Genomic DNA, 25,170 nt, shown 5'->3' with positions numbered 1-25,170 from the left:
TTCTCACCAGGTAGCTGGCAGCTCGGGCGCCGGGGCGCCGGATGGAACGGTCCGGTACTTCTTCAGCACCTGGCTCATCACCTCTTGGAAGACGGGAGCGGATGCGGCGGACGAATTCATCTTAACGGGATTCATGATGCTCACCGAAACGACGAACTGCGGATCGTCGGCCGGGGCGAACCCCGAGACCGAGACGAGGTAGCCCGTCAGGTAGCCCCCGTCGCCGTCGGGCACCTGTGCGGTGCCCGTCTTCGAGGCGACGCGATAGCCGGGGATGTTCCAGTCGTCGGAGAGCCACGCGTCCTGGTAGACGCGCTCGAGCATCTGGCTCGTCTCGGACGCGGCTTCGGCAGAGATCACCCGCTCGCCCGTCGAGGGGGCGTGCGTCGAGATGCCATCCTCGTTGACGCACCTGTCGACGAGGGTGACCGGCATGCGCACGCCGCCGTTCGCGATGGTCTGATAGACACTCGCGATCTGCACCGCCGTGGTGGTGAGGCCCTGTCCGAACATCGTGGCGTACTTGGTCTGGTTGTCCCAGTCTTCATCGGGGTCCCCGTGCAGGTCGCCGGGCGCCTCCGCGGGGAAGCCGACCTCAGTCTCCTCGCCGAGACCGAACTTCAGCATGTCGTCGTAGCGTGCCCGGTCGCTCATCAGCTCGCCGAACTGCGCGATACCGGTGTTCGAGGACTCGATCAGCACGCCGGTCAAGGTGAGGTTCAGGTCGTCGTGCGGCGAGCTGTCACGGAATGTGGCGCCGTTCGGCGGGTAATACCAGTACGGCGCCACGATCTTGCTGAACGGGTCGGCGAGGCCCGCGTTGATGACGGATGCCGCCGTGAGCGCCTTGAACGTCGATCCCGGTTCGAACGGCGCGGTGAACGAGCGCGACCCTCGATCCTCCGCGTCGGTCGCCGACGGGTTGTTCGGGTCGACGGTCGGCACGTCGGCGACCGCGAGCAGACGCCCCGTCTTCGCCTCCATGACGGTGACCGTCGCCCAGTCCGCCCCGGTCTCCCGCACGCGCGACTCGGCGATGCGCTGCACCGCCCATTGCAGGTCGGTGTCGATCGTGAGTTGCAGCATGCCGCCGTCGTGGGCCTGCTCGTGCACGATCTCGGTGCCGGGGATCTTCACCCAGTCCTGCAGGCTGTGCAGGTAGCTGACCTCGCCGTTCTCGCTCGCGAGGCATTCGTCCTCGGAGAGCTCGAGGCCGGCGACCGGTTCGCCGTCGGGGTCGACCCAGCCCACGAGGTTGCCGGCGACGGCACCGTTCGGATAGCGACGACTCGGGTGCTCGTCGGCGTACACCCACGGGATGTCGAGCGCCTTCACCTGCTCGTACGTCTCGGTGTCGACGAGCTTGGCGACGTAGGCGTAGTCCGCGTTCGGGTCCTCGGCGAGTTCGGCGGAGATGATGCCCTCCACCTGGTCGCCGGTCAATCCGACCACTGCGCCGAGCTCGGCCGCGAGGTCCGGCATCGGCACGACGACCTTCTTCGTCTTGTCCGGGTTGTCGGGATCGGGCACCGTACGCTCGACGATCGCCTTCGACGCCTGCTTCGGCGACAGCACGATGTCGTACCGCATCACGCTGTCGGCGAGCACCTTGCCGTTCGCATCGACGATGTCGCCGCGTGAACCCCAGACGGTGACCGGCTCCGAGCGCGCCTCCTGCGCCTGCTCGTTGAGCTCGGCGGCGCGGACGATCTGGATGTCGACGAGCCGCACGACGAAGACGCCGACCAGGGCCACGAGCACGGCGGCGGAGAGCAGGATCCGCCGCATCGGGTGACGGCTGGTGCGGTTCATCGAGTGGGTCCTCGCAGTGGGTCGAACGGTCAGTGCGTGGCGGGCGTCGGCAGTCCGCCGTCGACGGGCGCCGCCGGAGCCCCAGCTGGAGCATCGGGTGCCGCGCCTGCGGCCTGACCGGGAGTTCCCCCGATCGGAGTCTCCCCCGCCTGCGCGTTGCCGGTCGGCGGCACGCCGTCGATCAGCGCATTCGGGACGAGCGGAGCGGATGCCCCGGCACCGCCTTCGGCCGCCTTCGGCTCGCCGAGCACGGCGCCGTCGGAGAGTCGGAGGTAGACCGGGTCGGAGTTCGGCACCATGCCGAGCCCCTCGGCCTTCGTGGCGAGGAACTGCGGGGACTCGACGCGGTCGAGGTCTTCGGAGAGCTTCTGCTCGTCGCGAGTGAGCGCCGTCTGCTGCATCTGCAGCGCGTCGATCTCGTACGCACCCTGCGTCACCGCGATCGAGAGCAGCAACTGCGCCACGATGATGACCGCGACGCCCCCGAGCGCGATGACCGCGTAGGCGAGCCTCGGCTTGGATCGTGCGGCGCGCTCGGGCGCCGGACGGAGCCGGCGCTGCGGGCGCTCGGGCCCGACCCGCCGAGGCGCGGGGAGGGACTGTGCCTGCACGGCGCTCATGACGGCCTCCGCAGACGCTCGGCGGCCCGCAGTCGCACGGGTTTGGCCCGCGGGTTCTCCGCCTGCTCGTCTTCGCTCGCGAGTTCGGCGCCACGCACCAGCAGCTTGAACTCGGGCCGGTGCTCGGGCAGCTCCATCGGCAGGCCGGCCGGAGCCGACGAGCTCGACGCCGCGGCGAGCGATCGCTTGACGATCCGGTCCTCGAGCGACTGATAGGCCAGCACGACGATGCGGCCGCCGACGGCGATCGTCTCGAGCGCGGCGGGCATCGCCCGCTCGAGCACCGAGAGCTCCTCGTTGACCTCGATGCGCAGCGCCTGGAACACACGCTTCGCGGGGTGCCCCTGACGCTGGATCGCGACCGGGGTCGCCGCCTGGATGATGGTGACGAGCTCGGCCGAGCGCGTGATCGGCGCTTCGGCCCTCGCCCGCACGATCGCCCGGGCGTACCGGGCTGCGAGCTTCTCCTCGCCGTAGTCGAGGAAGATGCGACGGAGCTCGTCTTCGCTCTCCTCGGCGATCACGTCGGCCGCCGTGCGACCGCTCGTGGAGTCCATGCGCATGTCGAGCGGCGCATCCTTCGAGTACGCGAAGCCGCGCTCGGCGCGGTCGAGCTGCAGCGAGGAGACGCCGAGGTCGAAGAGCACGCCCTGCACCTCGCGGAATCCCTCGCCGCGAACGGCCTCGACGATGCCGTCGTAGACCGTGTGCACGAATCGGGCGCGGTCGCCGAACTTCGCGAGCCGCTCGCGGGCGATGCCGAGCGCGTCGGTGTCGCGGTCGAGGCCGATGACGGTGAGTCTCGGGAACCGCTCGAGGAATGCAGCGGTGTGACCGCCCATGCCGAGGGTCGCGTCGACCATCACGGCGCCGTCGGCCTCGAGGGCCGGGGCCAGGAGCTCGAGCGTGCGCTCGAGCATGACCGGGGTGTGAATGCGTTCGATGTCCATGATTCCGCCTTGCCTTCGTGGCCTCGGGTTCCGATCCCCATCCGTTCGTCCTGATGCGGGGAAGTGCACCAGGCGCGGCCGGCTGGGAGTCGGAGCCCGAGCCCTAGAAGAGTCCGGGGATCACCTCCTCCGCCGTGTCCGCGAAGGCCGCCTCTTGCTCGGCGAGGTAGGTCGCCCATGCCGTCGCGTCCCAGATCTCCACACGGCTGCCCGTTCCGATGACCGTGAGGTCGCGGTCGAGGCCCGCGTACGCGCGGAGTGTGGCGGGAATGGTGACGCGATGCTGCTTGTCGGGGGTCTCCGCGGAAGCCCCCGAGAGGAAGACGCGCATGTAGTCGCGCGCCTGCTTGCTCGTTACCGGGGCTTGGCGGATCTTGTCGCTCATGTTCTCGAACTCCCGCGCGCTGAACACGTAGATGCAGTGTTCCTGCCCGCGCGTGAGCACGAGACCGCTCGAGAGCTCCTCCCGGAACTTCGCCGGAAGAATGACGCGGCCTTTCTCATCGAGCTTTGGTTCATAGCTACCGAGGAACACCACACCACCCCCTTTCCTCCGGCCAGAATCCAGGTAACCCCACTTTACTCCACTCTCATCCACCGATCAACGACATTCGCTCGTTTTGGCGTGTCGATCTCACTGAAAGCCGCATGAATACAGGGATGCGACCAGTGGAGCGGAGTGGAGGGATCGGGCTGGCACGGTCGACTTCGCCGGCGCGAACCGGGCGTTCAGGCAGCGGATGCCGCGCGCGGCATGTCGGGCGCACGGCGGAGCACCCCCGGGCGCACGAAAAAACGGGCCGATCCGAAGATCGACCCGTTCAGGTGGTGCGAAGTGGAGGGATCAGCCCTGGCCGTCTTGGCGGCGATCCCAACGCTCGTTCATGCGGTCCATGAAGCTGCCGCTCGTAGTGCCGCGGCCGCGTCGGCTCGCTGCCGGCGCTTCTGCGGGAGCAGCGGTTGCGGCGCCGCGTTTGGACGGGGTGATCGCGACGAGCACCCCGGCGAACATGAGGGCGAAGCCGACGACTCCGATGATGAGGAGTTGCGAGGCCACGCCCGCGATCAGTGCGCCCGCGCCGGCGACGGCGAGCAGCACTCCGAGCACGATGGCCCGGTAGTTCGGTCGTCGACCACGAACACCGCCGACCGCTTGCACGAAGTCGGCGTCATTGCGATAGAGGTTCCGCTCCATCTCCTCGAGAAGACGTTGCTCCTGCTCCGAAAGCGGCATCTCATTCCCCTCAGGCTCGGGATCGACGCATCCGAGTCCATTCTAGCCCTGCTCAGCCTCGCTAGGCTAGGCGGGTGGCTCACGGTTCCCGACTGGTCGATATGGTGCACGAACGCATCGAGGATTTCCTCGCCGAACGCACTTCCATTCTCCGCGAGATCAGCCCCGACCTCGAACCGCTCGACGCGTTCTCAAGGCGGTTTCTCAGCGGAGGCAAGCGCTTCCGGGCGCTGTTCTGCTACTGGGGCTGGGAAGCGATCGGCGGGCGCGGGTTCGACCCGTTCGCCGCAGAGGGCGGGCGCGACCGGTTCCCCGTCGTCTCCGCCGCTGCCGCGCTCGAGCTCTTCCACGCCGCGGCGCTGCTCCACGACGACATCATCGACAACTCCGACACCCGGCGAGGCGCCCCCTCGGGACACCGCCTCTTCGAACAGTTGCACGCGGATTCGGGCTGGGCGGGTTCGGCGCCCGAGTTCGGTCGCGCATCGGCGATCCTGCTCGGCGACCTGCTGCTCGGGTGGAGCGACGAACTGCTCGACGAGGGGCTCGCCGCGCTCCCCGACCGCGCCGCCGCACGCAGGGCCCGCTCGGAGTTCATGCGCATGCGCACCGAGGTCACGGCCGGTCAGTACCTCGACATCCTCGAGGAGCGCGCGTGGCAGAGCCAGGCCGAATCGGAGCAGCGACTCCGCGCCGAGCGCGTCATCGTCTACAAGTCGGCCAAGTACAGCATCGAAGCGCCGCTCGTCATCGGCGGAGCCATCGCCGGCGCCTCGGCCGCGCAGTTCGACTCGCTCCGCGCGTTCGGCCTGCCGCTCGGCATCGCGTACCAGTTGCGCGACGACCTGCTCGGCGTGTTCGGCGACCCCGAGGTCACCGGCAAGCCGAGCGGCGACGACCTCCGCGAGGGCAAGCGCACCATGCTCATCGCGATCGCCCGAGAGCGACTCGCAGCCGGCCAGCGCCGCCTGCTCGACGAACTCCTCGGAGATCCCGAGCTCGCGCCCGAACAGATCAGGATGCTGCAGCAGACCATCCGCGAATGCGGCGCGGTCGACGAGGTCGAGGCGCTCATCACCGCGAACGTCGACAAGGCCGCCGCGGCGCTCGAGGCCGCACCGATCAGCAGGGACGCCCGCGCCGAACTCGGCTCCCTCGCACGGGCGGTCACCCGCCGCACGAGCTGACGCCGCTCAGCGGTTCAGGCGAGCGCCTGCGCCACGCGGCGCACCTCGGCCTTACGGCCGGCGAGGAGCGCTGCGATCGGCGACGTGCCGAGGCTGTCCTCTTCGGCGAGCATCCACTCGAGCGCCTCGGCATCGGTGAAGCCGTTGTCGGCGAGCACGTTCGCCGTTCCGTACAGTTCGGGCAGCGGAGCGTCGTCGCGCAGGAACACCGCGGGCACCTTGAGCACGCCGTCGATGCGCGCGGCCAGCAGGTGCCGGTCGTCGATGAGTCGGCGAATGCGGCTCGGGCTCTGCCCGAGCATCTCGACGAGGTCGGGAACGGTCAGCCAGTCGGTTTCGGCAGCATCGGTCACGTACCAAGACTGCCACGAGCCGGGCGACTTGCGGAACCATCGATCGCGACACGCTCGCGAGCCCCTGCTCCGTCCGCTTCGAGAGACTCGCGTCGAGGTGTTTGACTCCCCCAGCACGCTATGCGACGGTTGCCGCGGGGGCCCGGGAGCAACAAGCCGGGGCGCAAGGGGGCAACGATGACGTACGACGCCGAGACTGCGAACAGCCCGGTCGACCATCCGCGTCGGCATGCACGCGACGTGAACGACCGTCGCCGAGGCATCCGTCGCCTGATCACCCTGCCGCTCGCCGTCGTGTCGACCATCGCGGTCACGCTCGGCATCGCGCAGCCCGCAGAGGCGGCGCCGCAGTCGGCCAAGCGCATGCCCAAGGCGAAGGCCACGAACGACGGACCCGCCCGCCCCGCCGCATCGGCGACCGCCTCCTCCACTTCCGTGCCGTCGGAGGTGACCGTCGGCGACGGCGACACGGTGAGCGGCATCGCCGAACGGTACGGCGTGGCGACCGCCGACATCCTCGCGCTCAACGGGCTCGGCTGGTCGAGCCTGATCTTCCCGGGGCAGCGGCTGGCGCTGCCCGGCAGCGGCAGCACCACCCCGGCACCGGCGCCCGTCGCCGCCGAACTCGCCCGGCACACGGTCGTCGCCGGCGACACCATGAGCGGCATCGCAGCCGCCTACCGCGTCTCACTCGACCAGATGCTGAGCGCCAACGGACTGGGCCGGCAGAGCCTGATCTTCCCGGGGCAGTCGATCGTGCTGCCTCCCGGCGGTGCGGATGCCGCGGCTCCCGCCCCCGCGACGCCGGCACCCGCCGCACCGGCGCCCGCCGCCCCGGCACCGGTTGCGCCGGCACCGTCGAACGGTGACGACTACACCGTCGTCGACGGCGACACCCTCTGGGACATCGCCGCACGGCACGACCTCGACGTCGCGGAACTCGTCGCGATCAACGAACTCGACGCCGCGGCGGTGATCCGCGCCGGCCAGGTGCTGCGGGTCGCCCGACCGGTCGCAGCCGTCAGCGTCGCCTCGGTCAGCGTCGCGCTCACCGAGGAGATGCGCGGCAACGCCCGCATCATCGTCGACGTCGGCCGCGCACTCGGCGTGCCCGACCAGGGCATCGTCATCGCCCTCGCGGCCGCTGCGCAGGAGTCGGGGCTGAAGAATCCCGAATACGGCGACCGCGACTCGCTCGGCCTCTTCCAGCAGCGCCCGAGCCAGGGCTGGGGCACCGTCGACGAGGTGCTCGACCCGGTGCGCGCCGCGACGGCGTTCTACGGCGGCGCCGCCGACCCCAACGCCGGACGCACCCGCGGCCTGCTCGACATCCCCGGGTGGGAATCGCTCACCGTGACGCAGGCCGCCCAGGCGGTGCAGTTGAGCGCGCACCCCGACCACTACGCGAAGTGGGAGGCCTCGGCGCGCGCCTGGCTGTCCGAACTCGGCTGACCGGGGCGCCGAGCATCACGATGGGGTTGCGATCGGCGCGCCGTCGGCGTTTGCAACGGTTCCGGCATATACCTCTTCGTAGACTCGGAGAGTGACCACTGCGCCTGTCGACCCCATGATCGGCCGTCTGATCGACGGCCGCTATCAGGTGCGCTCCCGGATCGCCCGCGGCGGCATGGCGACGGTGTACCTCGCGACCGATCTGCGCCTCGAGCGCCGCGTCGCGATCAAGATCATGCACGGCCACCTCGCCGACGACAACACCTTCAAGACCCGGTTCGTGCAAGAGGCCCGATCGGCAGCGCGTCTCGCGCACCCGAACGTCGTGAACGTGTTCGACCAGGGCCAAGACGCCGACATGGCCTATCTGGTCATGGAGTACCTGCCCGGCATCACGCTGCGCGAACTGCTGAAGGACTACAAGAAGCTCACCCCCGAGCAGACCGTCGACATCATGGACGCCGTGCTCGCCGGACTCGCAGCCGCGCACAAGGCGGGCATCGTGCACCGCGACCTGAAGCCCGAGAACGTGCTGCTCGCCGACGACGGCCGCATCAAGCTCGGCGACTTCGGGCTCGCCCGTGCCGCGAGCGCCAACACGGCAACCGGCCAGGCGCTGCTCGGCACGATCGCCTACCTCTCCCCCGAGCTCGTGACCCGCGGCGTGGCAGATGCCCGCAGCGACATCTACGCGGTCGGCATCATGATGTACGAGATGCTCACCGGCGAGCAGCCCTACGTCGGCGAGGCGCCGATGGCGATCGCCTACCAGCACGCGAACGACCAGGTGCCGACCCCGAGCTCGAAGAACCCTGCGGTTCCCGTCGAGCTCGACGAACTCGTGCTCTGGGCCACGAACCGCGACCCAGAGGCGCGCCCGAACGACGCCCGCGAGATGCTCGAGCGCCTGCGCGAGGTCGAACCCGGGATCCGCTCGTCGCATCGCCCCCTGCAGACGCAGGCGACGATGGTGCTTCCGGGCGGCCCGATGCCGGTCGCCGCGGCGACCGCCGAGACGCGCGTGCTCGGCGCGGGCATGGCGCCCGTGGCGGCGACGGCGACCCTCGAGGCATCCGACGGCGACGACACCGAGGCGCTCGCGAAGAGCGCCGAGCGCCGCAAGCGCCGCGGCTACTGGATCATCGCACTCGTGCTCCTGCTGACCGGCCTCGCCGCCGGCACGGGCTGGTACTTCGGCGCGGGCCCCGGCGCCCTCGCTCCGGTGCCCGAGACGGCGAAGCTCGCGCCCGCCGCCGCGACCGCCGTGCTCGAGAAGGCCGGATTCACGGTCGAGCCGGCCGAACGCAACGACCCCGTCATCCCGGAGGGACAGGTGTCGGGCACCGACCCCGAGGCGGGCGAGCAGGCGCAACGCGGTTCCACCGTCACGCTCTTCGTCTCGCTGGGGCCGCAGATACTGCCCGTCCCCGAGGTTCGAGGCGCGCCGTCGGCCGACGCGCGTGCGACGCTGAAGGACTTCACCGTCGTCGATCCGAACGTGCTCCAGTTCTCAGAGGACGTCGCCGCAGACACGGTCATCGACGTGCTCGACGTCGACGGCAAGTCGGTCGGCGCCGAGTACCCCGAGCTCGGCGAGCTGACGCTCGTGGTCTCCGCAGGACCGATTCCCGATGTCATCGCACTGCCCAGCGCCGAGGCCGAGGCCGCACTCACCCAGGCCGGGTTGAAGTTCGCCTACCTCGACCCCGTGTTCGACAACTCGGGTGAGATCGCCGAAGGCAGCGTCATCGCCTCTGAGCCGACGACCGAGGTCGTGCGCCAGGGCGACACGATCAACCTGACGCTCTCGAAGGGTCAAGACCTCGTCGAGGTGCCGGACGTCGTCGGCAAGTCGATGTCCGAAGCGAAGGCCGAGCTCGAGGAGGCCGAATTCGTGGTCAGCTACAGCCTGCCCGACCTCTTCCTCGACCTGGCTACGGTCACCTCCTCCGATCCTCCCGCCGGAGAGAAGATCGTGCGCGGATCCACCATCACGATCGTCGGTCAGCTCACGCTCTGAGCCCGACGAGTCGGTCGCGTCGGGCCGGGAGGGCCGCAGACATGCAGAACGGCGGATGCCCCGGGGCATCCGCCGTTCTGCGTCTCGATGGTGCCCGACGTCAGCGCGCCGCGAGCTCCTCGGCCACGAGGAACGCGAGCTCGAGCGACTGCATGTGGTTCAGCCGCGGGTCGCAGAGCGACTCGTAGCGGGTGGCCAGCGTCTCTTCGTCGATGTGCTCCGACCCGCCGAGGCACTCGGTGACGTCGTCGCCCGTGAGCTCGACGTGGATGCCGCCCGGGTGGGTGCCCGCGTCGCGGTGCGCCTCGAAGAAGCCCTTGACCTCGTCGACCACGTCGTCGAAGCGACGCGTCTTGTAGCCGTTGGGCGTGGTGATGCCGTTGCCGTGCATGGGGTCGGTGACCCACAGCGGGTTCGCGTCGCTCGCCTTGATCGCCTCGAGCAGGGGCGGCAGCGCGTCGCGGATCTTGCCGGCGCCCATGCGGGTGATGAAGGTGAGTCGACCCGGCTCGCGCTCGGGGTCGAGCTTCTCGACGAGTTCGAGCATCGTCTCGGGCGTCGTCGTCGGGCCGAGCTTCACGCCGATCGGATTGCGCACGCGCGAAAGGAAGTCGACGTGCGCGCCGTCGAGCTCGCGGGTGCGCTCGCCGATCCAGATGAAGTGGCTCGAGGTGTCGTACGGGGTGCCCGTGCGCGAATCGATGCGGGTCATGGGGCGCTCGTAGTCCATGAGCAGGCCCTCGTGGCCCGTGTAGAACTCGGTGTGCTTGATCGCCTCGAAGTCGGCGCCGCAGGCCTCCATGAACTTGATCGCACGGTCGATCTCGCGCGCCATGTTCTCGTAGCGGGCGTTCGCGGGGTTCGCCGCGAAGCCCTGGTTCCACGAGTGCACCTGGCGGAGGTCGGCGAACCCGCCCTGCGTGAACGCACGGATGAGGTTCAGCGTCGAAGCAGCCGTGTGGTAGCCCTTGATGAGGCGCGCGGGGTCGGCCGCACGCGACTCGGGCGTGAAGTCGTAGCCGTTCACGATGTCGCCGCGGTACGCGGGCAACGAGACGTCGCCGCGCGTCTCGGTGTCGCTCGAACGGGGCTTGGCGAACTGACCCGCCATGCGGCCCATCTTCACGACCGGCATCGACGCGCCGTAGGTGAGCACGACCGCCATCTGCAGCACCGTCTTCACACGGTTGCGGATCTGGTCGGCCGTCGCACCCGCGAAGGTCTCGGCGCAGTCGCCGCCCTGCAGCAGGAACGCCTCGCCGCGCGATGCGGCCGCCAGGCGGTCGCGCAGGATGTCGACCTCGCCGGCGAAGACGAGCGGCGGCAGGGTCGCGAGCTCAGCGGATGCCGCGTGCGCGGCTTCGAGGTCGGGCCAGGTCGGCTGCTGCTTGATGGGGAGCGTGCGCCAATAGTCGAGGCCGGCAATCACGGAGGGATCTGCATTCACGACCGGCTCGACGAGCTGTACCACGGGGAACGTCCTGAGGGTTCGGGGCGCATTCTGCGCCGAAAAGGGAAACGGCGACGCACGTCGCGTCCCCGCGGAACGAGCCTATCGCGATTGCGAGGCCCGCTTCTCCTTCACCGAACTGGCGTACACGTCGACGTACTCCTGGCCGCTCAGTCCGCGCAGGTCGTAGACGAGTTCGTCCGTCACGGAACGCAACACGAACCGGTCGCCCTCGAGTCCTTCGAAGCGACTGAAGTCCACCGGCTCGCCGAGGATGATGCCGATGCGCCGCACCTTGGGCAGGCGAGAGCCGATCGGCATGACGTGCTCGGTGCCGATCATCGCGACGGGGATCACGGGGACGCCGGCCTCGAGCACCATGCGCGCGACGCCCGTGCGCCCGCGGTACAGCTTGCCGTCGGGGCTGCGGGTGCCCTCGGGGTAGATGCCGAGGATCTTGCCCTCGCCGAGCACCCGAAGCCCCGTCTCGAGCGACGCCTCGGAGGCCTTGCCGCCCGAACGGTCGATCGGCAGCTGGCCGGCCGCCTGGAAGAAGACCTTCGTCGCCCAGCCCTTGAGGCCCTTGCCCGTGAAGTACTCGCTCTTGGCGAGGAAGACGACCGGGCGGTCGACGATGAGCGGCAGGAAGATCGAGTCGATGAACGAGAGGTGGTTCGAGGCGAGCACGACCGCGCCCTCTTTCGGCACGTTCTCGAGGCCGACGACCCACGGTCGGAAGATCGAGAGAAGGATCGGACCGATCACGAGGTTCTTCATGATCCAGTAGAACAACGTACTCCTCCTTCCCTCTTCAGCACCGATTCAGCCTAGCGTCGCGTGGCTCAGGCGTGCTCGGCGACCCACACGCGGGCGAGGTCGGCCGCACCGACGACTCCGGCGTCGTTGACGAGTTCGGCGATCACGAAGTCGGGCTCGGGGTGATAACCGCGGGCCGGCAGGTGCTCGAGGTAGGCCGCACGGATCGGCTCGAGCAGGAGTTCGCCCGCCACGGCGACGCCGCCGCCGAAGACGAATCGCTGCGGATCGAGCACTGCCGAGAGGCTCGCGGCGGCCTGGCCGAGCCAGTGCCCGAGCTGGCGCACGGCCGCGATCGCGCCGGCGTCGCCCGAGGCGATCAGCTCGCCCACGAGTCGGCCGTCGAGCTCGCCGTGCTCGGACCGCACGCGGGCCAGGCCCTGACCGATGCCGCCGGCGTCGGCGATCTCGTTCGCCATGCGCAGCAGCGCCCGACCGGAGCCGTACTGCTCGATGCATCCGCGCTGCCCGCACCCGCACGCGAGGCCGTCGGGGACGACGCGCAGGTGGCCGAGCTCGGCTCCCGCGCCGAAGCCGCCGCGGAACAGGCGGTCGCCTGCGACGATCGCGCCGCCGACGCCGGTGCCGATGGTGAGCATGACCATGTCGCTGACGAGGCGTCCGGCACCGAAGCGGAACTCCGCCCAGCCCGCCGCGTTGGCGTCGTTGTCGACGACGACGGTCGTGCCGACCCTGGCCTCGAGCTTCTCGCGGAACGGTTCGTTGCGCCAGTCGATGTTGGGCGCGTAGTAGACCGTCGACTGCGCCGCGTCGACGAAGCCCGCCGCAGCCACGCCGATCGCGACGATCTCCTCTTCTGCACGACCACGGAGCGACTCGATCATCTGCACGACCGCGTCTTCGAGGAGCGTCGAGTCACCGGCGGGCGTCGGGACGCGGTCGCTCGCGACGATGTTGCCGAGCTGGTCGACGATCGCGCCGGCGATCTTCGTTCCACCGATGTCGATACCGATCGCATGCACCGGAAGGCTGCCTTTCAGAAGGGGGACGAAGCGTGATGGAGCTGAGACCTGGGTCGGCCGCGAGCAACGACTAGAGTGTAATCGACCCCAATGCCGAGGTTCGCGCTGGTGCCCGAGCCGCGTGCAACCCTCCCGGTGCCGAAGGAGCTACCGTGATCGAATTCGCTACCCCACCCGTGGTCGCAGCAGACCCAGAAGCGAACACCACCGACCTGCTCGTCGACCGCGTCGCCGCGACACCCGACTCCGTGCTGTTCTCGCTTCCCACTGCCGACGGCGGCTGGTCGCCGGTGACGACGAAGGAGTTCTACGACCAGGTGATCGCCCTTGCGAAGGGCTTCGTCGCCGCCGGCATCCAGCCGGGCGACAAGATCGGCCTGATGTGCAAGACCCGGTACGAGTGGACGCTGATCGACTTCGCGACCTGGTTCGCGGGCGCGGTGCTCGTGCCGATCTACGAGACGAGCTCGCCGTCGCAGGTGCGGTGGAACCTGAGCGACTCGGGCGCCATCGGCATCATCGTCGAGACGCCCGACCACTTCGCCCGGTTCGACGAGGTGCACCCCGACCTCCCCGCAATCCGCGGCGTCTGGCAGATCGACCTCGGCGACCTCGACAAGCTCGCCGCGGGCGGCACCGAGGTGCCCGACGAGGAGATCGAGCGACGTCGCAACCTCGCCGTCGGCTCCGACATCGCGACGCTCATCTACACCTCCGGTTCGACCGGCAAGCCCAAGGGCTGCGTGCTGACGCACTCGAACTTCGTCGAGCTCTCCCGCAACGCCGCGGTCGCGCTCGACGAGGTCGTGCTCGACCCCAACGGCGCATCCACGCTCCTCTTCATCACCACGGCGCACGTGTTCGCCCGCTTCATCGCGGTCCTCTCCGTGCACGCCGGCGTGCGCGTCGGCCACCAGGCCGACACGAAGCAGCTGCTGCCCTCGCTCGCGAGCTTCAAGCCCTCGTTCCTCCTCGCGGTGCCCCGCGTGTTCGAGAAGGTCTACAACGCGTCCGAGCAGAAGGCCGAGGCCGGCGGCAAGGGCAAGATCTTCCGTGCAGCAGCCGAGACCGCCGTGGCGTACTCGATGGCGAAAGAGGCGGGCTCGGTTCCGCTCGGCCTCAAGCTCAAGTTCAAGGTCCTCGACACCCTCGTGCTGTCGAAGCTCCGTGCGGCCATGGGCGGCAACGTCAAGTACGCCGTCTCGGGCTCCGCACCGCTCGGCCCGCGACTCGGCCACTTCTACCACGCGCTCGGCATCACGATCCTCGAGGGCTACGGCCTCACGGAGTCGACGGCCCCCGCAACGGTGAACCTGCCGAGCAAGTCGAAGATCGGCACCGTCGGCCCCACTCTTCCGGGCGTCTCGGTGCGACTCGCCGACGACGGCGAGGTACAGATCAAGGGCATCGACATCTTCAAGGAGTACTGGAAGAACCCCGAGGCGACCGCAGAGGCGTTCGACGGCGAGTGGTTCAAGACCGGCGACCTCGGCTCCTTCGACGCCGACGGCTTCCTCACCATCACCGGGCGCAAGAAGGAGATCATCGTCACGGCCGGAGGCAAGAACGTCTCCCCCGCTGCGCTCGAAGACCCGATTCGCGCGAACCCGCTCGTCGGTCAGGTCGTCGTGGTCGGCGACAAGAAGCCGTTCATCTCGGCGCTCATCACGCTCGACCCCGAGATGCTCCCGGTCTGGCTCAACAACAACGGCGAAGACGCGGGCATGACGGTCGAGGAGGCCACGGTCAACCCCGCGGTGCTGGCCGAGGTGCAGCGTGCCATCGACGCCGCGAACGAGACGGTCTCGCGTGCGGAGTCGATCCGCAAGTTCACCATCCTCGCGACCGAGCTCACCGAGGCGAGCGGCCACCTGACGCCGAAGCTCAGCATCAAGCGCAACATCATCCTCGAGGACTTCAGCCCGAACATCGAGGCGATGTACTCCGGCGCTCCGGCGACCGAGGGCCACTCGATCGTGCACTGAGTCGTTCACGCATGACGAAGGCCCCGCGGATTCCGCGGGGCCTTCGTCATGCGATCGGAGCTCAGAACCAGTCCGACTCCCGCACCTCTTTCATCGCGAGGCGTCGTTCGTCCTTCTCGAGCCGGTCGAGGTAGAGCAGTCCGTCGAGGTGGTCGGTCTCGTGCTGCAGCGCCTGGGCCATGAGCCCCGTGCCCGAGAGCTCGATCTCGTTGCCGTCGAGGTCGATGCCGCGCACGCGGGCGAACGGATGCCGCGGCGTCTTGTGCCAGAGGCCCGGCACCGAGAGGCATCCTTCATCGATCAGTTCCCTGTCGCCCGAGACCTCGAGCTCGGGGTTCAGGATGTACCCGACCTCGCCGTCGACGTTGTAGCTGAACGCGCGCAGGTTCACGCCGATCTGGGACGCCGCGACTCCCGCCCGTCCGGGCAGCCTGACGCTGTCGAGCAGATCGGCGACGAGCCCGCGCACACGATCGTCGACCTGTTCGACGGGGGCGGAGACGGTCTTCAAGACGGGGTCGCCGAACAGGCGAATGGGACGTTCGGGCAAGGGTTCTCCGTTTCAGTGCTCGCGCTCGGCGGGCATGCCTTCCACCACGAGCGCCGCGAGCTCTCGAGCCGCGTGCTGGGTGACGGGTCGCAGCTCATGCCAGTTCACGACGGAACCTGCAGCGAGCTGGGGGTCGTATGGGATGCGCACGATCTCGCGCACCCGCGATTGGAAGTGCGCCTCGATCTCATCGACCTTCACGAGATGCGTGCCCTGCGTGGCGAGGTTGATGGCGACGACGGCATTGCGCACGAGCTCGCCGTAGCCGTTGGCCTCGAGCCAGGTGAGCGTCTCGGAAGCCAGACGCGCCTCGTCGACGCTGCCACCCGACACGATCACGACGGAGTCGGCGCGCTGCAGCGTCGCCCGCATGACCGAGTGCACGATGCCCGTGCCGCAGTCGGTGAGCACGATCGAGTAGTAGCGGGCGGCGAGGCCGGCGACGACGTTGTAGTCGTTGTCGTCGAACGCCTCGGAGAGGGTCGGATCGGTGTCGGACGCGAGGATGTCGAGGCGCGTCTCGTCGCGCGAGACGAAGCGCGAGAAGTCGGTGTAGCCGCCGATGGAGGACGCCTTCGCGACGACGTCGCGCACCGTCTCGCGGGTCTGCCGGTCGACGCGCTCGGCGAGGGTGCCGCGGTCGGGGTTCGCGTCGATCGCGATGATGCGGTCGTCACGAGCGTCGGCGAGGGCCATGCCGAGCAGCGCGGTGATCGTCGTCTTGCCGACGCCGCCCTTGCGGGTGAGCACGGGCACGAATCGGGCGCCGCCCTCGAACCGCCGCTGGATGCGCTGGCTCATCGCCTTGTAGGCCTGCACCTTCGGCGAGTCGCCGAGGTTCACGAGGTGCAGGGAGGCCTCGTAGACGAGCCGGTTGAAACCGCCCTGCGGCGCAGGCCGCGTCGTGCGGTTCAGGTCGATCAGCCGGTCGGCGGTGAGGGAGTCCGCGGTCTCGGGGACCTCGACGGGCACCGCCGGGTCGCCGGGAACGTCGACGATGGCGACGTGGCTGCCCGTGTCGGTGCTCACGCGCTCGCGTCGGGTCTTCGAAGCATCGGATGCGAGCAACGCGCTGTACGGCGACGGCTCACGACGCGACGCGCCCCGGTAGCCGGCACCGGCCAGTGCAGGGGTGACGACCTCGACCGAGGTCGTGCTGCTGCCACCGCCGACGAGGCTGCCCGGGTTCACCGCGACGTCGTCGATCGCCACGGCGACCTCGTCGTCGGGCATCTCGTGCACCGGCGCCGGCGGCAGGTCGACCCTGACGCTCGGGTTCGCCGCGGCGTCGTCGGCCGAATGCGCGCCGGACGCCGTCGATCTGCGCGCGCGGTCGAGTGCGGACGTGCGTGCGCCCGCCCCCGGACGCGACGCCGCGTCATCATCGAACTTGTCTTCAGTCACCGATACCCCTCCTCATCAGTGCCAACCGATCCCAGCCTATCGCGGGCGCGCCGCCGAACGCGGGCGCACCGCGTTATCGCGGGCGCACCACGACGAGCAGGTCACCCGCCTCGACCTGCTGCGTCTTCGGGATCGCGACGCGCTCGACCACACCGGCGATCGGCGAGGTGATGGCGGCCTCCATCTTCATCGCCTCGATGGAGGCGACGCTCTGGCCTGCGGAGATCTCGGCACCGGCCTCGACCTGGAGGGTCACGACGCCCGAGAACGGCGCCGCGATCTGGCCGGGCTGCGAGGCATCCGCCTTCTCTGCCGCGCGGGTCTCGACGACGATCGAGCGGTCGCGCACGAAGACCGGGCGGAGCTGCCCGTTCAGGATCGTCATGACCGTGCGCATGCCCTTGTCGTCGGCCTCGCCGATCGCCTCGAGACCGGCGTAGAGCCGCACACCCGTCGCGATCTCGACCACGTGCTCGGCGCCCTGGCGGAGACCGTACAGGTAGTCGGCCGTGTCGACGACGGACAGGTCGCCGAACAGCTCGCGGATCTGCTCGTACTGGCGCGTCGGCGCCGGGAACAGGAGCGCGTTCAGCGTCGCCCGGCGGGTCGTGCTGTCGGCCTCGAGCGCTTCGCGCTGTTCGGCGGTGAGCTCGGTCACGCCGATGCGGATGTCCTTGCCGGCGAGCACCTTCGTGCGGAACGGTTCGGGCCATCCGCCGGGCAGGTCGCCCAGCTCACCGGCCATGAAGCCGATCACCGAGTCGGGCACGTCGTACTTCTCGGGGTTGGCCGCGAAGTCGTCGGGGTCGGCCTTGACGGCCGCGAGGTGCAGGGCGAGGTCGCCGACCACCTTCGACGAGGGCGTGACCTTCGGGACCCGGCCGAGGATCCGGTCGGCCGCCGCGTACATGTCCTCGATGAGCTCGAAGTCGTCGGCGAGGCCGAGTGCGATCGCCTGCTGGCGGAGGTTCGAGAGCTGACCGCCGGGGATCTCGTGGTGGTAGACGCGGCCGGTGGGGCCGGGCAGGCCCGACTCGAACGGGCGGTACAGTCGGCGCACGGCCTCCCAGTACGGCTCGAGGTCGGAGACCGCGTCGAGCGAGATGCCCGTGTCGCGCTCGGTGTGCGCGAGTGCGGCGACGAGCGACGACGCGGAGGGCTGGCTCGTGGTGCCGGCCATGGGCGCGCTCGCGACGTCGACGGCGTCGACCCCGGCGCGGCTCGCGGCCAGGAGGGTCGCCAGCTGGCCGCCTGCGGTGTCGTGCGTGTGCAGGTGCACGGGAAGGTCGAACCGCTCCCGCAACGCGCCCACGAGCTTCTCAGCAGCCGTCGGGCGCAGGAGCCCGGCCATGTCCTTGATCGCGAGCACGTGCGCCCCGGCGTGGACGATCTGCTCGGCGAGCTTCAGGTAGTAGTCGAGCGTGTAGAGATCTTCGGCCGGATCGAGCAGGTCGCCCGTGTAACACAACGCAACCTCGGCCACCGCGTGACCGGTCGAGAGCACCGAGTCGATGGCCGGACGCATCTGCGAGACGTCGTTCAGCGCGTCGAAGATGCGGAAGATGTCGACGCCGGTCGACGCGGCCTCGCGTACGAACGCGTCGGTCACCTCGGTCGGGTACGGCGTGTAGCCCACCGTGTTGCGCCCCCGCAGCAGCATCTGGATGTTGATGTTCGGCAGCGCCTCGCGAAGGGCCGCGAGGCGGTCCCACGGGTCTTCGCCGAGGAAGCGGAGGGCGACGTCGTACGTCGCACCGCCCCACGCCTCGACCGAGAGCAGCTCGGGGGTCATGCGGGCCACGTACGGCGCGACGGCGACGAGGTCGCGCGTGCGGACGCGGGTCGCGAGCAGCGACTGGTGCGCATCGCGGAACGTGGTCTCGGTGACGGCGAGCGGCGTCTGGGCGCGGAGCGCCGAGGCGAAGCCCTTCGGGCCCAGTTCGAGCAGGCGCTGACGCGAGCCCGCCGGTGCCGGTGCCGAGAGGTCGATGGCGGGCAGCTTCTCGGCGGGGCTGACGGTCGTCGGCGCCGCTCCGTTCGGCTGGTTCACCGTGACGTCCGCGAGCCAGTTGAGGATCTTGGTGCCGCGGTCCTTCGAGACGCGACCGCGCAGCAGCTGCGGGCGCTCGTCGATGAACGAGGTGCTGAGGTCGCCGGCGACGAACGCGGGGTCTTCGAGCACGGCCTGCAGGAACGGGATGTTCGTGGAGACGCCGCGGATGCGGAACTCGGCGAGGGCGCGCTTCGCACGGGCGACCGCAGCGGGGTAGTCGCGGCCGCGGCAGGTGAGCTTGGCGAGCATCGAGTCGAAGTGCGGGCTGATCTGGGCACCCGGGTTGATCGTGCCGCCGTCGAGGCGGATGCCGGCGCCGCCCGGTGAGCGGTACGTCGTGATCTTGCCCGTGTCGGGGCGGAACCCTGCGGTCGGGTCCTCTGTCGTGATGCGGCACTGGAGAGCGGCGCCGCGGAGTCGGATCGAGTCCTGCTGGAGGCCGAGATCGGCGAGCGACTCCCCCGCGGCGATGCGGATCTGGGAGACGACGAGGTCGACGTCGGTGACCTCTTCGGTGACCGTGTGCTCGACCTGGATGCGCGGGTTCATCTCGATGAACACGTGCTCGCCGGCCCGCTCGCCCGCGGTGTCGAGCAGGAACTCGACGGTGCCGGCGTTGACGTAGCCGATCGACTTCGCGAACGCGATCGCGTCGCGGTAGAGCGACTGGCGCACCTCGTCGGAGAGGTTCGGGGCTGGAGCGATCTCGATGACCTTCTGGTGGCGGCGCTGCACGGAGCAGTCGCGCTCGAAGAGGTGCACGGTCTCGCCCGAGGCGTCCGCGAGCACCTGGACCTCGATGTGGCGCGGTCGCAGCACGGCCTGCTCGAGGAACATGGTCGGGTCGCCGAACGCGCTGTCGGCCTCGCGCATGGCCTCTTCGAGGGCGGCGCGCAGGTCGTCCTTCGTGGCGACGCGGCGCATGCCGCGACCACCGCCGCCCGCGACGGCCTTGGCGAAGATCGGGAAGCCGACCTCGTCGGCCTGCGCCACGAGCTCCTCGATGTCGCGCGACGGCGGCGTCGACTTCAGCACGGGCACGCCCGCTGCGATCGCGTGCTCCTTCGCCGTGACCTTGTTGCCCGCCATCTCGAGCACGCGCTTGGGCGGGCCGATGAAGGTGATGCCGGCAGCCTCCGCCGCCTGCGCGAGCTCGGGGTTCTCGGAGAGGAACCCGTATCCCGGGTAGATCGCGTCGGCGCCCGACAGCTTCGCCACGCGGATGATCTCCGCAACGTCGAGGTAGGCGCGAACCGGATGCCCCGGCTCGCCGATCTGGTATGCCTCGTCGGCCTTCAGCCGGTGCAGGGAGTTGCGGTCTTCGAACGGGTACACCGCGACCGTCTTCGCACCGAGTTCGACGGCGGCTCGGAACGCGCGAATGGCGATCTCTCCGCGATTGGCAACCAGGATCTTCGTGAACATGCAGGCCTTTCAGACTGGATTCCCCACAGCGAACGTTTAGGTATCGCCCGAGTAGTAAAGGTAACGTATCTGCCGTGCACGTACTCAGCGTCAGTTCTCTGAAGGGCGGTGTCGGGAAGACCACCGTCACCCTCGGACTGGCGTCGGCGGCGTTCGCCCGCGGCGTCCGTACCCTCGTGGTCGACCTCGATCCGCAATCCGACGTCTCGACCGGCATGGACATCCAGGTCGCCGGTCATCTCAACGTCGCCGATGTGCTCGCCTCCCCCAAGGAGAAGATCGTGCGCTCGGCGATCGCGCCGAGCGGCTGGGCGCGCTCGAACCCGCAGTCGACGATCGACGTCATGATCGGCAGCCCGTCGGCGATCAACTTCGATGGACCCCATCCTTCGATCCGCGACATCTGGAAGCTCGAGGAGGCGCTCGCCAACGTCGAGGCCGACTACGAACTCGTGCTCATCGACTGCGCGCCGTCACTGAACGCCCTCACCCGCACGGCTTGGGCCGCGAGCGACCGCGTCGCCGTCGTGACCGAGCCCGGACTCTTCTCCGTCGCCGCGGCCGACCGCGCGCTCCGAGCGATCGAGGAGATCCGGCGAGGTCTCTCGCCGCGACTCCAGCCGCTCGGCATCATCGTGAACCGCGCGCGGGTGCAGTCGCTCGAACACCAGTTCCGCATCAAGGAGCTGCGCGACATGTTCGGCCCGCTCGTGCTCTCCCCGCAGCTGCCCGAGCGCACGTCGCTCCAGCAGGCGCAGGGCGCCGCGAAGCCGCTGCACATGTGGCCGGGCGAGAGCGCCGAGGAGATGTCGTCGAACTTCGACCAGCTGCTCGAGCGGGTGCTGCGCACGGCTCGCATCGGCGAGTTCGCCGGACTGCCGCTCGAGGCCCCGACTCCGACCGCCTGATCGGCTCACGGGCCGCATGACGGCCCTGCAGCAGCCTGCCCGTGCGCAGGGACGGGACGGACGGGAACGACCGATCGCCGCTCGCGGAGTCGGCACTCCACGCTGATCGTGCTGCGCGCGTCAGGCGCGCAGGGCGGGGCTCAGGAGATCTTGCGCGAGCGCACGCCGCGGCGTGCGGCGAGTTCGTCCATGGGGTCGGCCGACTGCGTGCCGATCTCGACGAGCGTCGACTCCACCTCGCGCAGCACCTTGCCCACGGCGATGCCGAACACGCCCTGGCCTCGGTTGACGAGATCGATGACCTCGTCGTCGGAGGTGCACAGGTAGACACTCGCGCCGTCGCTCATGAGCGTCGTCTGAGCGAGGTCGTCGATGCCGGACTCACGCAACTGCGTCACCGCCGTGCGGATCTGCTGCAGGGAGATGCCGGTGTCGAGCAGTCGCTTCACGAGCTTCAACACGAGGATGTCGCGGAAACCGTAGAGCCGCTGCGAACCCGAGCCGGCAGCGCTGCGCACGGTGGGTTCGACGAGTTGCGTGCGCGCCCAGTAGTCGAGCTGGCGATAGCTGATGCCGGCGGCACGCGCCGCGACCGCGCCACGATACCCGGTGGCATCGTCGTGCTCAGGCATGCCGTCGGTGAAGAGCAACCCGAGGTCGTACCGCGAGCGTGGAGTCCGGTCGAGCTCACTCATCCGTTCCGCCCCTCACTCTCGCGTCGGCACCTCGTCGGCGCGAGTCCCACGCTACCGAGGGCGGCAGGCTCTGTCGAACACATCCGGCCGAACGTCACGGCGTGTCGCGAGATCATCGTGCGAGACGGCTGAGCGAGGCCCGCACGACACTCGCGTGCACGGCCTCGAGATGCCCGGCGAGTTCGAGGCCCCGCTCGGCGGCACGCGCCTTGTCGGCGGCATCGGCTCGACGTGACGGCGCGATCGCCCGCTCGACGAGCGCCGCCTCGCGCTCGGCCGCTGCGCGAACGCCGCGGAGGTGGCGCGGTTCGATGCCGACCGCCCTGAGTGCGACGAGCGAGCGGAGCACGCCGAGGGCCTCGTCGCCGTAGTACTCGGCCGCCGGCAGCAGCGACGTCGACACGGCATCGTCGAGCAGTAAGGCCGTGGCCCCGGCCTCCGCGATGAGTTCATCGCGACGGAATCTGCGCGCACCCGCGAGGAATGCCGCGGCACTCGTGGCTCCGGGCAGCGCCGGGGTCTCCCCCGCGTCGATCGCCTCGAGGTGGGTGCGGATCACCTTGAGCGGCAGGTAGTGGTCGCGCTGCATGGAGAGCACGACCGTGATGCGCTCGACGTCGGCCGTCGAGAACTTCCGGTAGCCGGCTGCGGTACGGGCGGGTGCGACGAGCCGTTGCTCTTCGAGGAAGCGCAGCTTCGACGGAGTGAGTTCGGGGAACTCGGGCTGAAGCCGTGCCAGCACCTGACCGATGCCCAGCAGTGGCGCCTGGCCGCTCGCGCGCGTGGACGCAGCGGGAGCTGCCACTATTCGCTCGCCACCGGAGCCAGGTCGCGCCGCGAGGCGTAGAACGTGAGCCGGAACTTGCCGATCTGCACCTCTGCACCGTCGCTCAGGAGCGCCGTCTCGATGCGCACTCCGTCGAAATAGGTGCCGTTGAGCGAGCTGAGGTCGCGGACCTCGAATGCGGAACGGTGCCGGACGAACTCCGCGTGCTTGCGGGAGACCGTCACGTCGTCGAGGAATATGTCGGCGTCGGGATGACGACCCACGACGGTCACGTCGGTGTCGAGCAGGAATCGCGCCCCGCTGTTCGGCCCACGACGCACGATGAGCAGTGCTGAACCCGATGGCAGTGCGGCGATCGCCTCCTGCTCCTCGGCCGTGACGTCGGCGTCGAGGGCGCTCAGCTGTGCGGCCGCCTCGCGACTGAAGCCGATGGTCGTATCGGTAGCCCCGCCGACCGCAGCTTGCGTCGACGTGGTCGTCGAAGGCTCGCTCCCGGTCTCGGCGCTGCCGGCCTGAGTGTTGTCGCTATCCGCCACATTGACCTCCCTGTTCCAGCGTATCCGATCGGGGCTCGTCTGCCACCCGCGGAATGCGGATGACGCGAGCGGTCTCGATCGCGTAGATGATGCCGGCCCACCAGTACAGGAACGCACCCCAGAGGGTGATCGCCCAGCCGATCGGCTGACTGATGGCGGCGACGGCGGGGAATGCGAGTCCGAGCATGATCACCGGCAGACCGAAGAACAGCGCGAACGTCGCGACCTTGCCGAGCTGATGCACGGGCAGCGGCCCGAATCCGTGGTTGGCGAGCACGACGCCGAGGGCGAGCAGGAAGACGTCACGGGCGACGATGACGATGACGATGAACCAGGGCACGAGTCCCTGAGCTGCGAGACCGACGAGCGCGGCGAAGATGTACAGCCGGTCGGCGGCGGGGTCGAGCAGCTGCCCCAGACGGGTCACCTGACCGAGCCGGCGGGCGAGGTAGCCGTCGAGCAGATCGGTGAGGCTCGCGACGACGAGCACGACGAGCGAGACCATGTAGTCGCCGCGCACGATGAAGATCAGGAAGACCGGAACGAGTGCCAGCCGGAGCATGCTGAGGATGTTCGGGATCGTCCAGATCTCCGAACCGACCTCCCCCGAGCGCTCCCCAGCCACGTTCCGATCCTATCGATCCGTAGAATGCCGCCATGGGTCCGCTCATCGTGTGTCTCGTCATCTGCGCCGCGATCACCTTCGCGACGTGGGTCGCCTCGATCGCCACTCGCGAGTACTCGTGGGTCGATCGCATCTGGTCGATCGCGCCGGTCGTCTACGTGTGGGTGTTCGCCGTCTCGTCGGAGTTCGACGGGCGACTCGTGCTCATGGCGGTGCTCGTCTCGGCATGGGGCATCCGCTTGACCTTCAATTTCGCCCGCAAGGGCGGCTACCGCCCCGGCGGTGAGGACTACCGCTGGGCGGTGCTGCGCGGGCGGATGTCGCGTGCCGGGTTCGCCGCATTCAACCTGTTGTTCATCTCGATCTACCAGAACGCCGTGATCCTGCTGTTCTGCCTCCCGGCTGCCACGGTGTTCGCCGCCGGCGGCACGCCGCTCGGTACGGCCGACGTCGTGCTCTCCGTCGTGTTCCTCGCCCTCCTCACCGGGGAGACGGCGGCCGACCAGCAGCAGTGGGCGTTCCATCGTTGGAAGGCCGCCGAGCGCGCGGCCGGCCGCACCCCGCAGCCCGGGTTCCTGCAGAGCGGACTGTTCCGCTTCTCGCGGCATCCCAACTTCTTCTTCGAGCAGGCGCAGTGGTGGGTCTTCTACGGGTTCGCGGTCGCGGCGACCGGCGTCTGGCTGCACTGGTCCATCGCGGGAGCCGTGCTGCTCACGACGCTCTTCATCGGTTCGACGATCTTCACCGAGTCGATCTCGCGGTCGAGGTACCCCGACTACGACGACTATCGCGCCCGCACCTCGCCGATCGTGCCGTGGCCTCCGCGGCGGGCCGCGTCGCCGGTCGGCGACCGCACCGCCTGACGCAGGACCTCAGAGGCGGGAAGCGAGGCCCGACCAGGCTTCGGCGAACCGCGGATGCAGCGGCACCTCGGTGACGCGATCGATCGCGATCCAGCGCAGCTCGATGCTCTCGGGGTCGCTGACGACGGGGGCGAACCGCTCGGCGGCGTCGGCGACGACCGTCGTGTACGACCAGTACCCGAGGTCGAGGACCGTGCTGAACCGCACCGCGAGCAGCGTCGGCGGCACACCGGCCTCCTCGCCCGCTTCGCGGACGGCGGCCTCCACGGCGCTCTCGTGCTCGTGCCGTGCGCCCCCGGGCATGCCCCACGTGCCGCCGAAGTGGCTCCACAACGCCCGATGCTGCAGCAGCACCTCGCGCTCGGGACTGACGACCAGCAGGCCCGCCGCCCCGTACCTGCCCCAGTACTTCGCACCATCGGGGCCCACGACCCATTCGTCGCCGCTCGCTCCGCTCATGAG

23 protein-coding genes are annotated in these 25,170 nt (G+C 69.4%); 6 read left to right on the top strand and 17 right to left on the bottom strand.

The genetic code is table 11. The features are described from left to right. Positions 1 to 3 precede the first annotated feature (3 nt). From BJY17_RS02320 to BJY17_RS02300, 5 genes are all read right to left on the bottom strand, one after another. Positions 4 to 1,812, bottom strand: a complete 1,809-nt coding sequence (locus BJY17_RS02320) for a peptidoglycan D,D-transpeptidase FtsI family protein (RefSeq protein ID WP_246303633.1) — start codon at positions 1,810 to 1,812, stop codon at positions 4 to 6. 29 nt (positions 1,813 to 1,841) lie between these two features. Continuing rightward, positions 1,842 to 2,432: a hypothetical protein gene (locus tag BJY17_RS02315; protein ID WP_179549949.1), complete on the bottom strand. Its 591-nt coding sequence runs from the start codon at positions 2,430 to 2,432 to the stop codon at positions 1,842 to 1,844. Then, positions 2,429 to 3,382, bottom strand: coding sequence for a 16S rRNA (cytosine(1402)-N(4))-methyltransferase RsmH (rsmH, locus tag BJY17_RS02310; protein WP_179549948.1), 954 nt, complete (start codon positions 3,380 to 3,382; stop codon positions 2,429 to 2,431). The genes BJY17_RS02315 and rsmH overlap by 4 nt, the downstream gene beginning before the upstream one ends. Positions 3,383 to 3,485: 103 nt before the next feature. Beyond that, positions 3,486 to 3,917: a division/cell wall cluster transcriptional repressor MraZ gene (mraZ, locus tag BJY17_RS02305; protein WP_179552673.1), complete on the bottom strand. Its 432-nt coding sequence runs from the start codon at positions 3,915 to 3,917 to the stop codon at positions 3,486 to 3,488. A 309-nt stretch (positions 3,918 to 4,226) separates the two neighbouring features. Continuing rightward, positions 4,227 to 4,616 (bottom strand): DUF3040 domain-containing protein, encoded by a 390-nt coding sequence (locus tag BJY17_RS02300; protein WP_179549947.1) that lies wholly within the window; start codon positions 4,614 to 4,616, stop codon positions 4,227 to 4,229. A 74-nt stretch (positions 4,617 to 4,690) separates the two neighbouring features. Between BJY17_RS02300 and BJY17_RS02295 the strand changes: the two genes are divergently transcribed. Then, positions 4,691 to 5,803: a polyprenyl synthetase family protein gene (locus BJY17_RS02295; protein ID WP_179549946.1), complete on the top strand. Its 1,113-nt coding sequence runs from the start codon at positions 4,691 to 4,693 to the stop codon at positions 5,801 to 5,803. Positions 5,804 to 5,817: 14 nt separating this feature from the next. Here BJY17_RS02295 and BJY17_RS02290 read toward each other — a convergent pair whose 3' ends face one another. Then, positions 5,818 to 6,156, bottom strand: coding sequence for an Rv2175c family DNA-binding protein (locus BJY17_RS02290; protein ID WP_322789723.1), 339 nt, complete (start codon positions 6,154 to 6,156; stop codon positions 5,818 to 5,820). Between the two features lie 279 nt (positions 6,157 to 6,435). Between BJY17_RS02290 and BJY17_RS02285 the strand changes: the two genes are divergently transcribed. Continuing rightward, entirely contained in the window at positions 6,436 to 7,608 is a 1,173-nt protein-coding gene (locus BJY17_RS02285; protein ID WP_446680637.1) for a LysM peptidoglycan-binding domain-containing protein, read from the top strand. 91 nt (positions 7,609 to 7,699) lie between these two features. Then, positions 7,700 to 9,628 (top strand): Stk1 family PASTA domain-containing Ser/Thr kinase, encoded by a 1,929-nt coding sequence (pknB, locus tag BJY17_RS02280; protein ID WP_322789722.1) that lies wholly within the window; start codon positions 7,700 to 7,702, stop codon positions 9,626 to 9,628. 100 nt (positions 9,629 to 9,728) lie between these two features. Here pknB and BJY17_RS02275 read toward each other — a convergent pair whose 3' ends face one another. The 3 genes from BJY17_RS02275 to BJY17_RS02265 form a co-directional block, all read right to left on the bottom strand. Continuing rightward, the gene (locus tag BJY17_RS02275; protein ID WP_179552669.1) at positions 9,729 to 11,057 is read right to left on the bottom strand and encodes a class II 3-deoxy-7-phosphoheptulonate synthase; all 1,329 of its coding nucleotides are present in this window, start codon (positions 11,055 to 11,057) and stop codon (positions 9,729 to 9,731) included. A gap of 123 nt (positions 11,058 to 11,180) precedes the next feature. After that, the gene (locus BJY17_RS02270) at positions 11,181 to 11,870 is read right to left on the bottom strand and encodes a lysophospholipid acyltransferase family protein (protein ID WP_056008212.1); all 690 of its coding nucleotides are present in this window, start codon (positions 11,868 to 11,870) and stop codon (positions 11,181 to 11,183) included. A 50-nt stretch (positions 11,871 to 11,920) separates the two neighbouring features. Further along, positions 11,921 to 12,877, bottom strand: a complete 957-nt coding sequence (locus tag BJY17_RS02265; RefSeq protein WP_179549945.1) for an ROK family glucokinase — start codon at positions 12,875 to 12,877, stop codon at positions 11,921 to 11,923. Positions 12,878 to 13,029: 152 nt separating this feature from the next. On the opposite strand from BJY17_RS02265, the gene BJY17_RS02260 reads away from it, so the two are divergent. Beyond that, complete coding sequence (locus BJY17_RS02260; protein WP_179549944.1) at positions 13,030 to 14,862, top strand: AMP-dependent synthetase/ligase; 1,833 nt, start codon at positions 13,030 to 13,032, stop codon at positions 14,860 to 14,862. A gap of 61 nt (positions 14,863 to 14,923) precedes the next feature. Here BJY17_RS02260 and def read toward each other — a convergent pair whose 3' ends face one another. The 3 genes from def to BJY17_RS02245 all read right to left on the bottom strand — a co-directional run bounded on the left by def (position 14,924) and on the right by BJY17_RS02245 (position 20,294). Then, the gene (def, locus tag BJY17_RS02255; protein WP_179549943.1) at positions 14,924 to 15,412 is read right to left on the bottom strand and encodes a peptide deformylase; all 489 of its coding nucleotides are present in this window, start codon (positions 15,410 to 15,412) and stop codon (positions 14,924 to 14,926) included. Between the two features lie 12 nt (positions 15,413 to 15,424). Next, positions 15,425 to 16,816 carry a MinD/ParA family ATP-binding protein gene (locus tag BJY17_RS02250; protein WP_322789721.1) on the bottom strand — a complete coding sequence of 464 codons (1,392 nt, stop codon included), beginning with the start codon at positions 16,814 to 16,816 and terminating at the stop codon, positions 15,425 to 15,427. 73 nt (positions 16,817 to 16,889) lie between these two features. Next, complete coding sequence (locus BJY17_RS02245; RefSeq protein ID WP_179549942.1) at positions 16,890 to 20,294, bottom strand: pyruvate carboxylase; 3,405 nt, start codon at positions 20,292 to 20,294, stop codon at positions 16,890 to 16,892. Between the two features lie 74 nt (positions 20,295 to 20,368). On the opposite strand from BJY17_RS02245, the gene BJY17_RS02240 reads away from it, so the two are divergent. Beyond that, positions 20,369 to 21,202, top strand: coding sequence for a ParA family protein (locus tag BJY17_RS02240; RefSeq protein ID WP_074259272.1), 834 nt, complete (start codon positions 20,369 to 20,371; stop codon positions 21,200 to 21,202). A gap of 140 nt (positions 21,203 to 21,342) precedes the next feature. Here the strand turns inward: BJY17_RS02240 and BJY17_RS02235 are convergent, their stop codons facing one another. From BJY17_RS02235 to BJY17_RS02220, 4 genes are all read right to left on the bottom strand, one after another. Then, positions 21,343 to 21,897, bottom strand: coding sequence for a MerR family transcriptional regulator (locus tag BJY17_RS02235; RefSeq protein ID WP_179549941.1), 555 nt, complete (start codon positions 21,895 to 21,897; stop codon positions 21,343 to 21,345). Positions 21,898 to 22,009: 112 nt separating this feature from the next. Continuing rightward, positions 22,010 to 22,705: a transcriptional regulator FtsR gene (ftsR, locus tag BJY17_RS02230; protein ID WP_179552667.1), complete on the bottom strand. Its 696-nt coding sequence runs from the start codon at positions 22,703 to 22,705 to the stop codon at positions 22,010 to 22,012. Beyond that, complete coding sequence (locus BJY17_RS02225; RefSeq protein WP_376866170.1) at positions 22,702 to 23,220, bottom strand: FHA domain-containing protein; 519 nt, start codon at positions 23,218 to 23,220, stop codon at positions 22,702 to 22,704. The genes ftsR and BJY17_RS02225 overlap by 4 nt, the downstream gene beginning before the upstream one ends. Beyond that, positions 23,210 to 23,845 carry a CDP-alcohol phosphatidyltransferase family protein gene (locus BJY17_RS02220; protein WP_179549940.1) on the bottom strand — a complete coding sequence of 212 codons (636 nt, stop codon included), beginning with the start codon at positions 23,843 to 23,845 and terminating at the stop codon, positions 23,210 to 23,212. Before BJY17_RS02220 ends, BJY17_RS02225 begins: the two co-directional genes overlap by 11 nt. A 32-nt stretch (positions 23,846 to 23,877) precedes the next feature. Between BJY17_RS02220 and BJY17_RS02215 the strand changes: the two genes are divergently transcribed. Further along, the gene (locus BJY17_RS02215) at positions 23,878 to 24,708 is read left to right on the top strand and encodes a DUF1295 domain-containing protein (RefSeq protein WP_179549939.1); all 831 of its coding nucleotides are present in this window, start codon (positions 23,878 to 23,880) and stop codon (positions 24,706 to 24,708) included. Positions 24,709 to 24,717: 9 nt separating this feature from the next. On the opposite strand, the gene BJY17_RS02210 is transcribed toward BJY17_RS02215, so the two are convergent. Continuing rightward, positions 24,718 to 25,167 (bottom strand): NUDIX hydrolase, encoded by a 450-nt coding sequence (locus BJY17_RS02210; RefSeq protein WP_322789720.1) that lies wholly within the window; start codon positions 25,165 to 25,167, stop codon positions 24,718 to 24,720. Positions 25,168 to 25,170: the final 3 nt, after the last annotated feature.

Source organism: Agromyces hippuratus (genome assembly GCF_013410355.1).
Classification (GTDB): Bacteria; Actinomycetota; Actinomycetes; order Actinomycetales; family Microbacteriaceae; genus Agromyces; species Agromyces hippuratus.
This window is presented reverse-complemented; position numbering and strand designations above follow the sequence as displayed.

Bases quoted from the DNA above. Each gene is read 5' to 3' on its own strand.
- BJY17_RS02245 (WP_179549942.1), bottom strand. From the start codon at position 20,294: ATGTTCACGAAGATCCTGGTTGCCAATCGCGGAGAGATCGCCATTCGC.
- BJY17_RS02300 (WP_179549947.1), bottom strand. From the start codon at position 4,616: ATGCCGCTTTCGGAGCAGGAGCAACGTCTTCTCGAGGAGATGGAGCGG.
- BJY17_RS02235 (WP_179549941.1), bottom strand. From the start codon at position 21,897: ATGAGTGAGCTCGACCGGACTCCACGCTCGCGGTACGACCTCGGGTTG.
- BJY17_RS02320 (WP_246303633.1), bottom strand. From the start codon at position 1,812: ATGAACCGCACCAGCCGTCACCCGATGCGGCGGATCCTGCTCTCCGCC.
- BJY17_RS02210 (WP_322789720.1), bottom strand. From the start codon at position 25,167: ATGAGCGGAGCGAGCGGCGACGAATGGGTCGTGGGCCCCGATGGTGCG.
- BJY17_RS02315 (WP_179549949.1), bottom strand. From the start codon at position 2,432: ATGAGCGCCGTGCAGGCACAGTCCCTCCCCGCGCCTCGGCGGGTCGGG.
- rsmH (WP_179549948.1), bottom strand. From the start codon at position 3,382: ATGGACATCGAACGCATTCACACCCCGGTCATGCTCGAGCGCACGCTC.
- BJY17_RS02215 (WP_179549939.1), top strand. From the start codon at position 23,878: ATGGGTCCGCTCATCGTGTGTCTCGTCATCTGCGCCGCGATCACCTTC.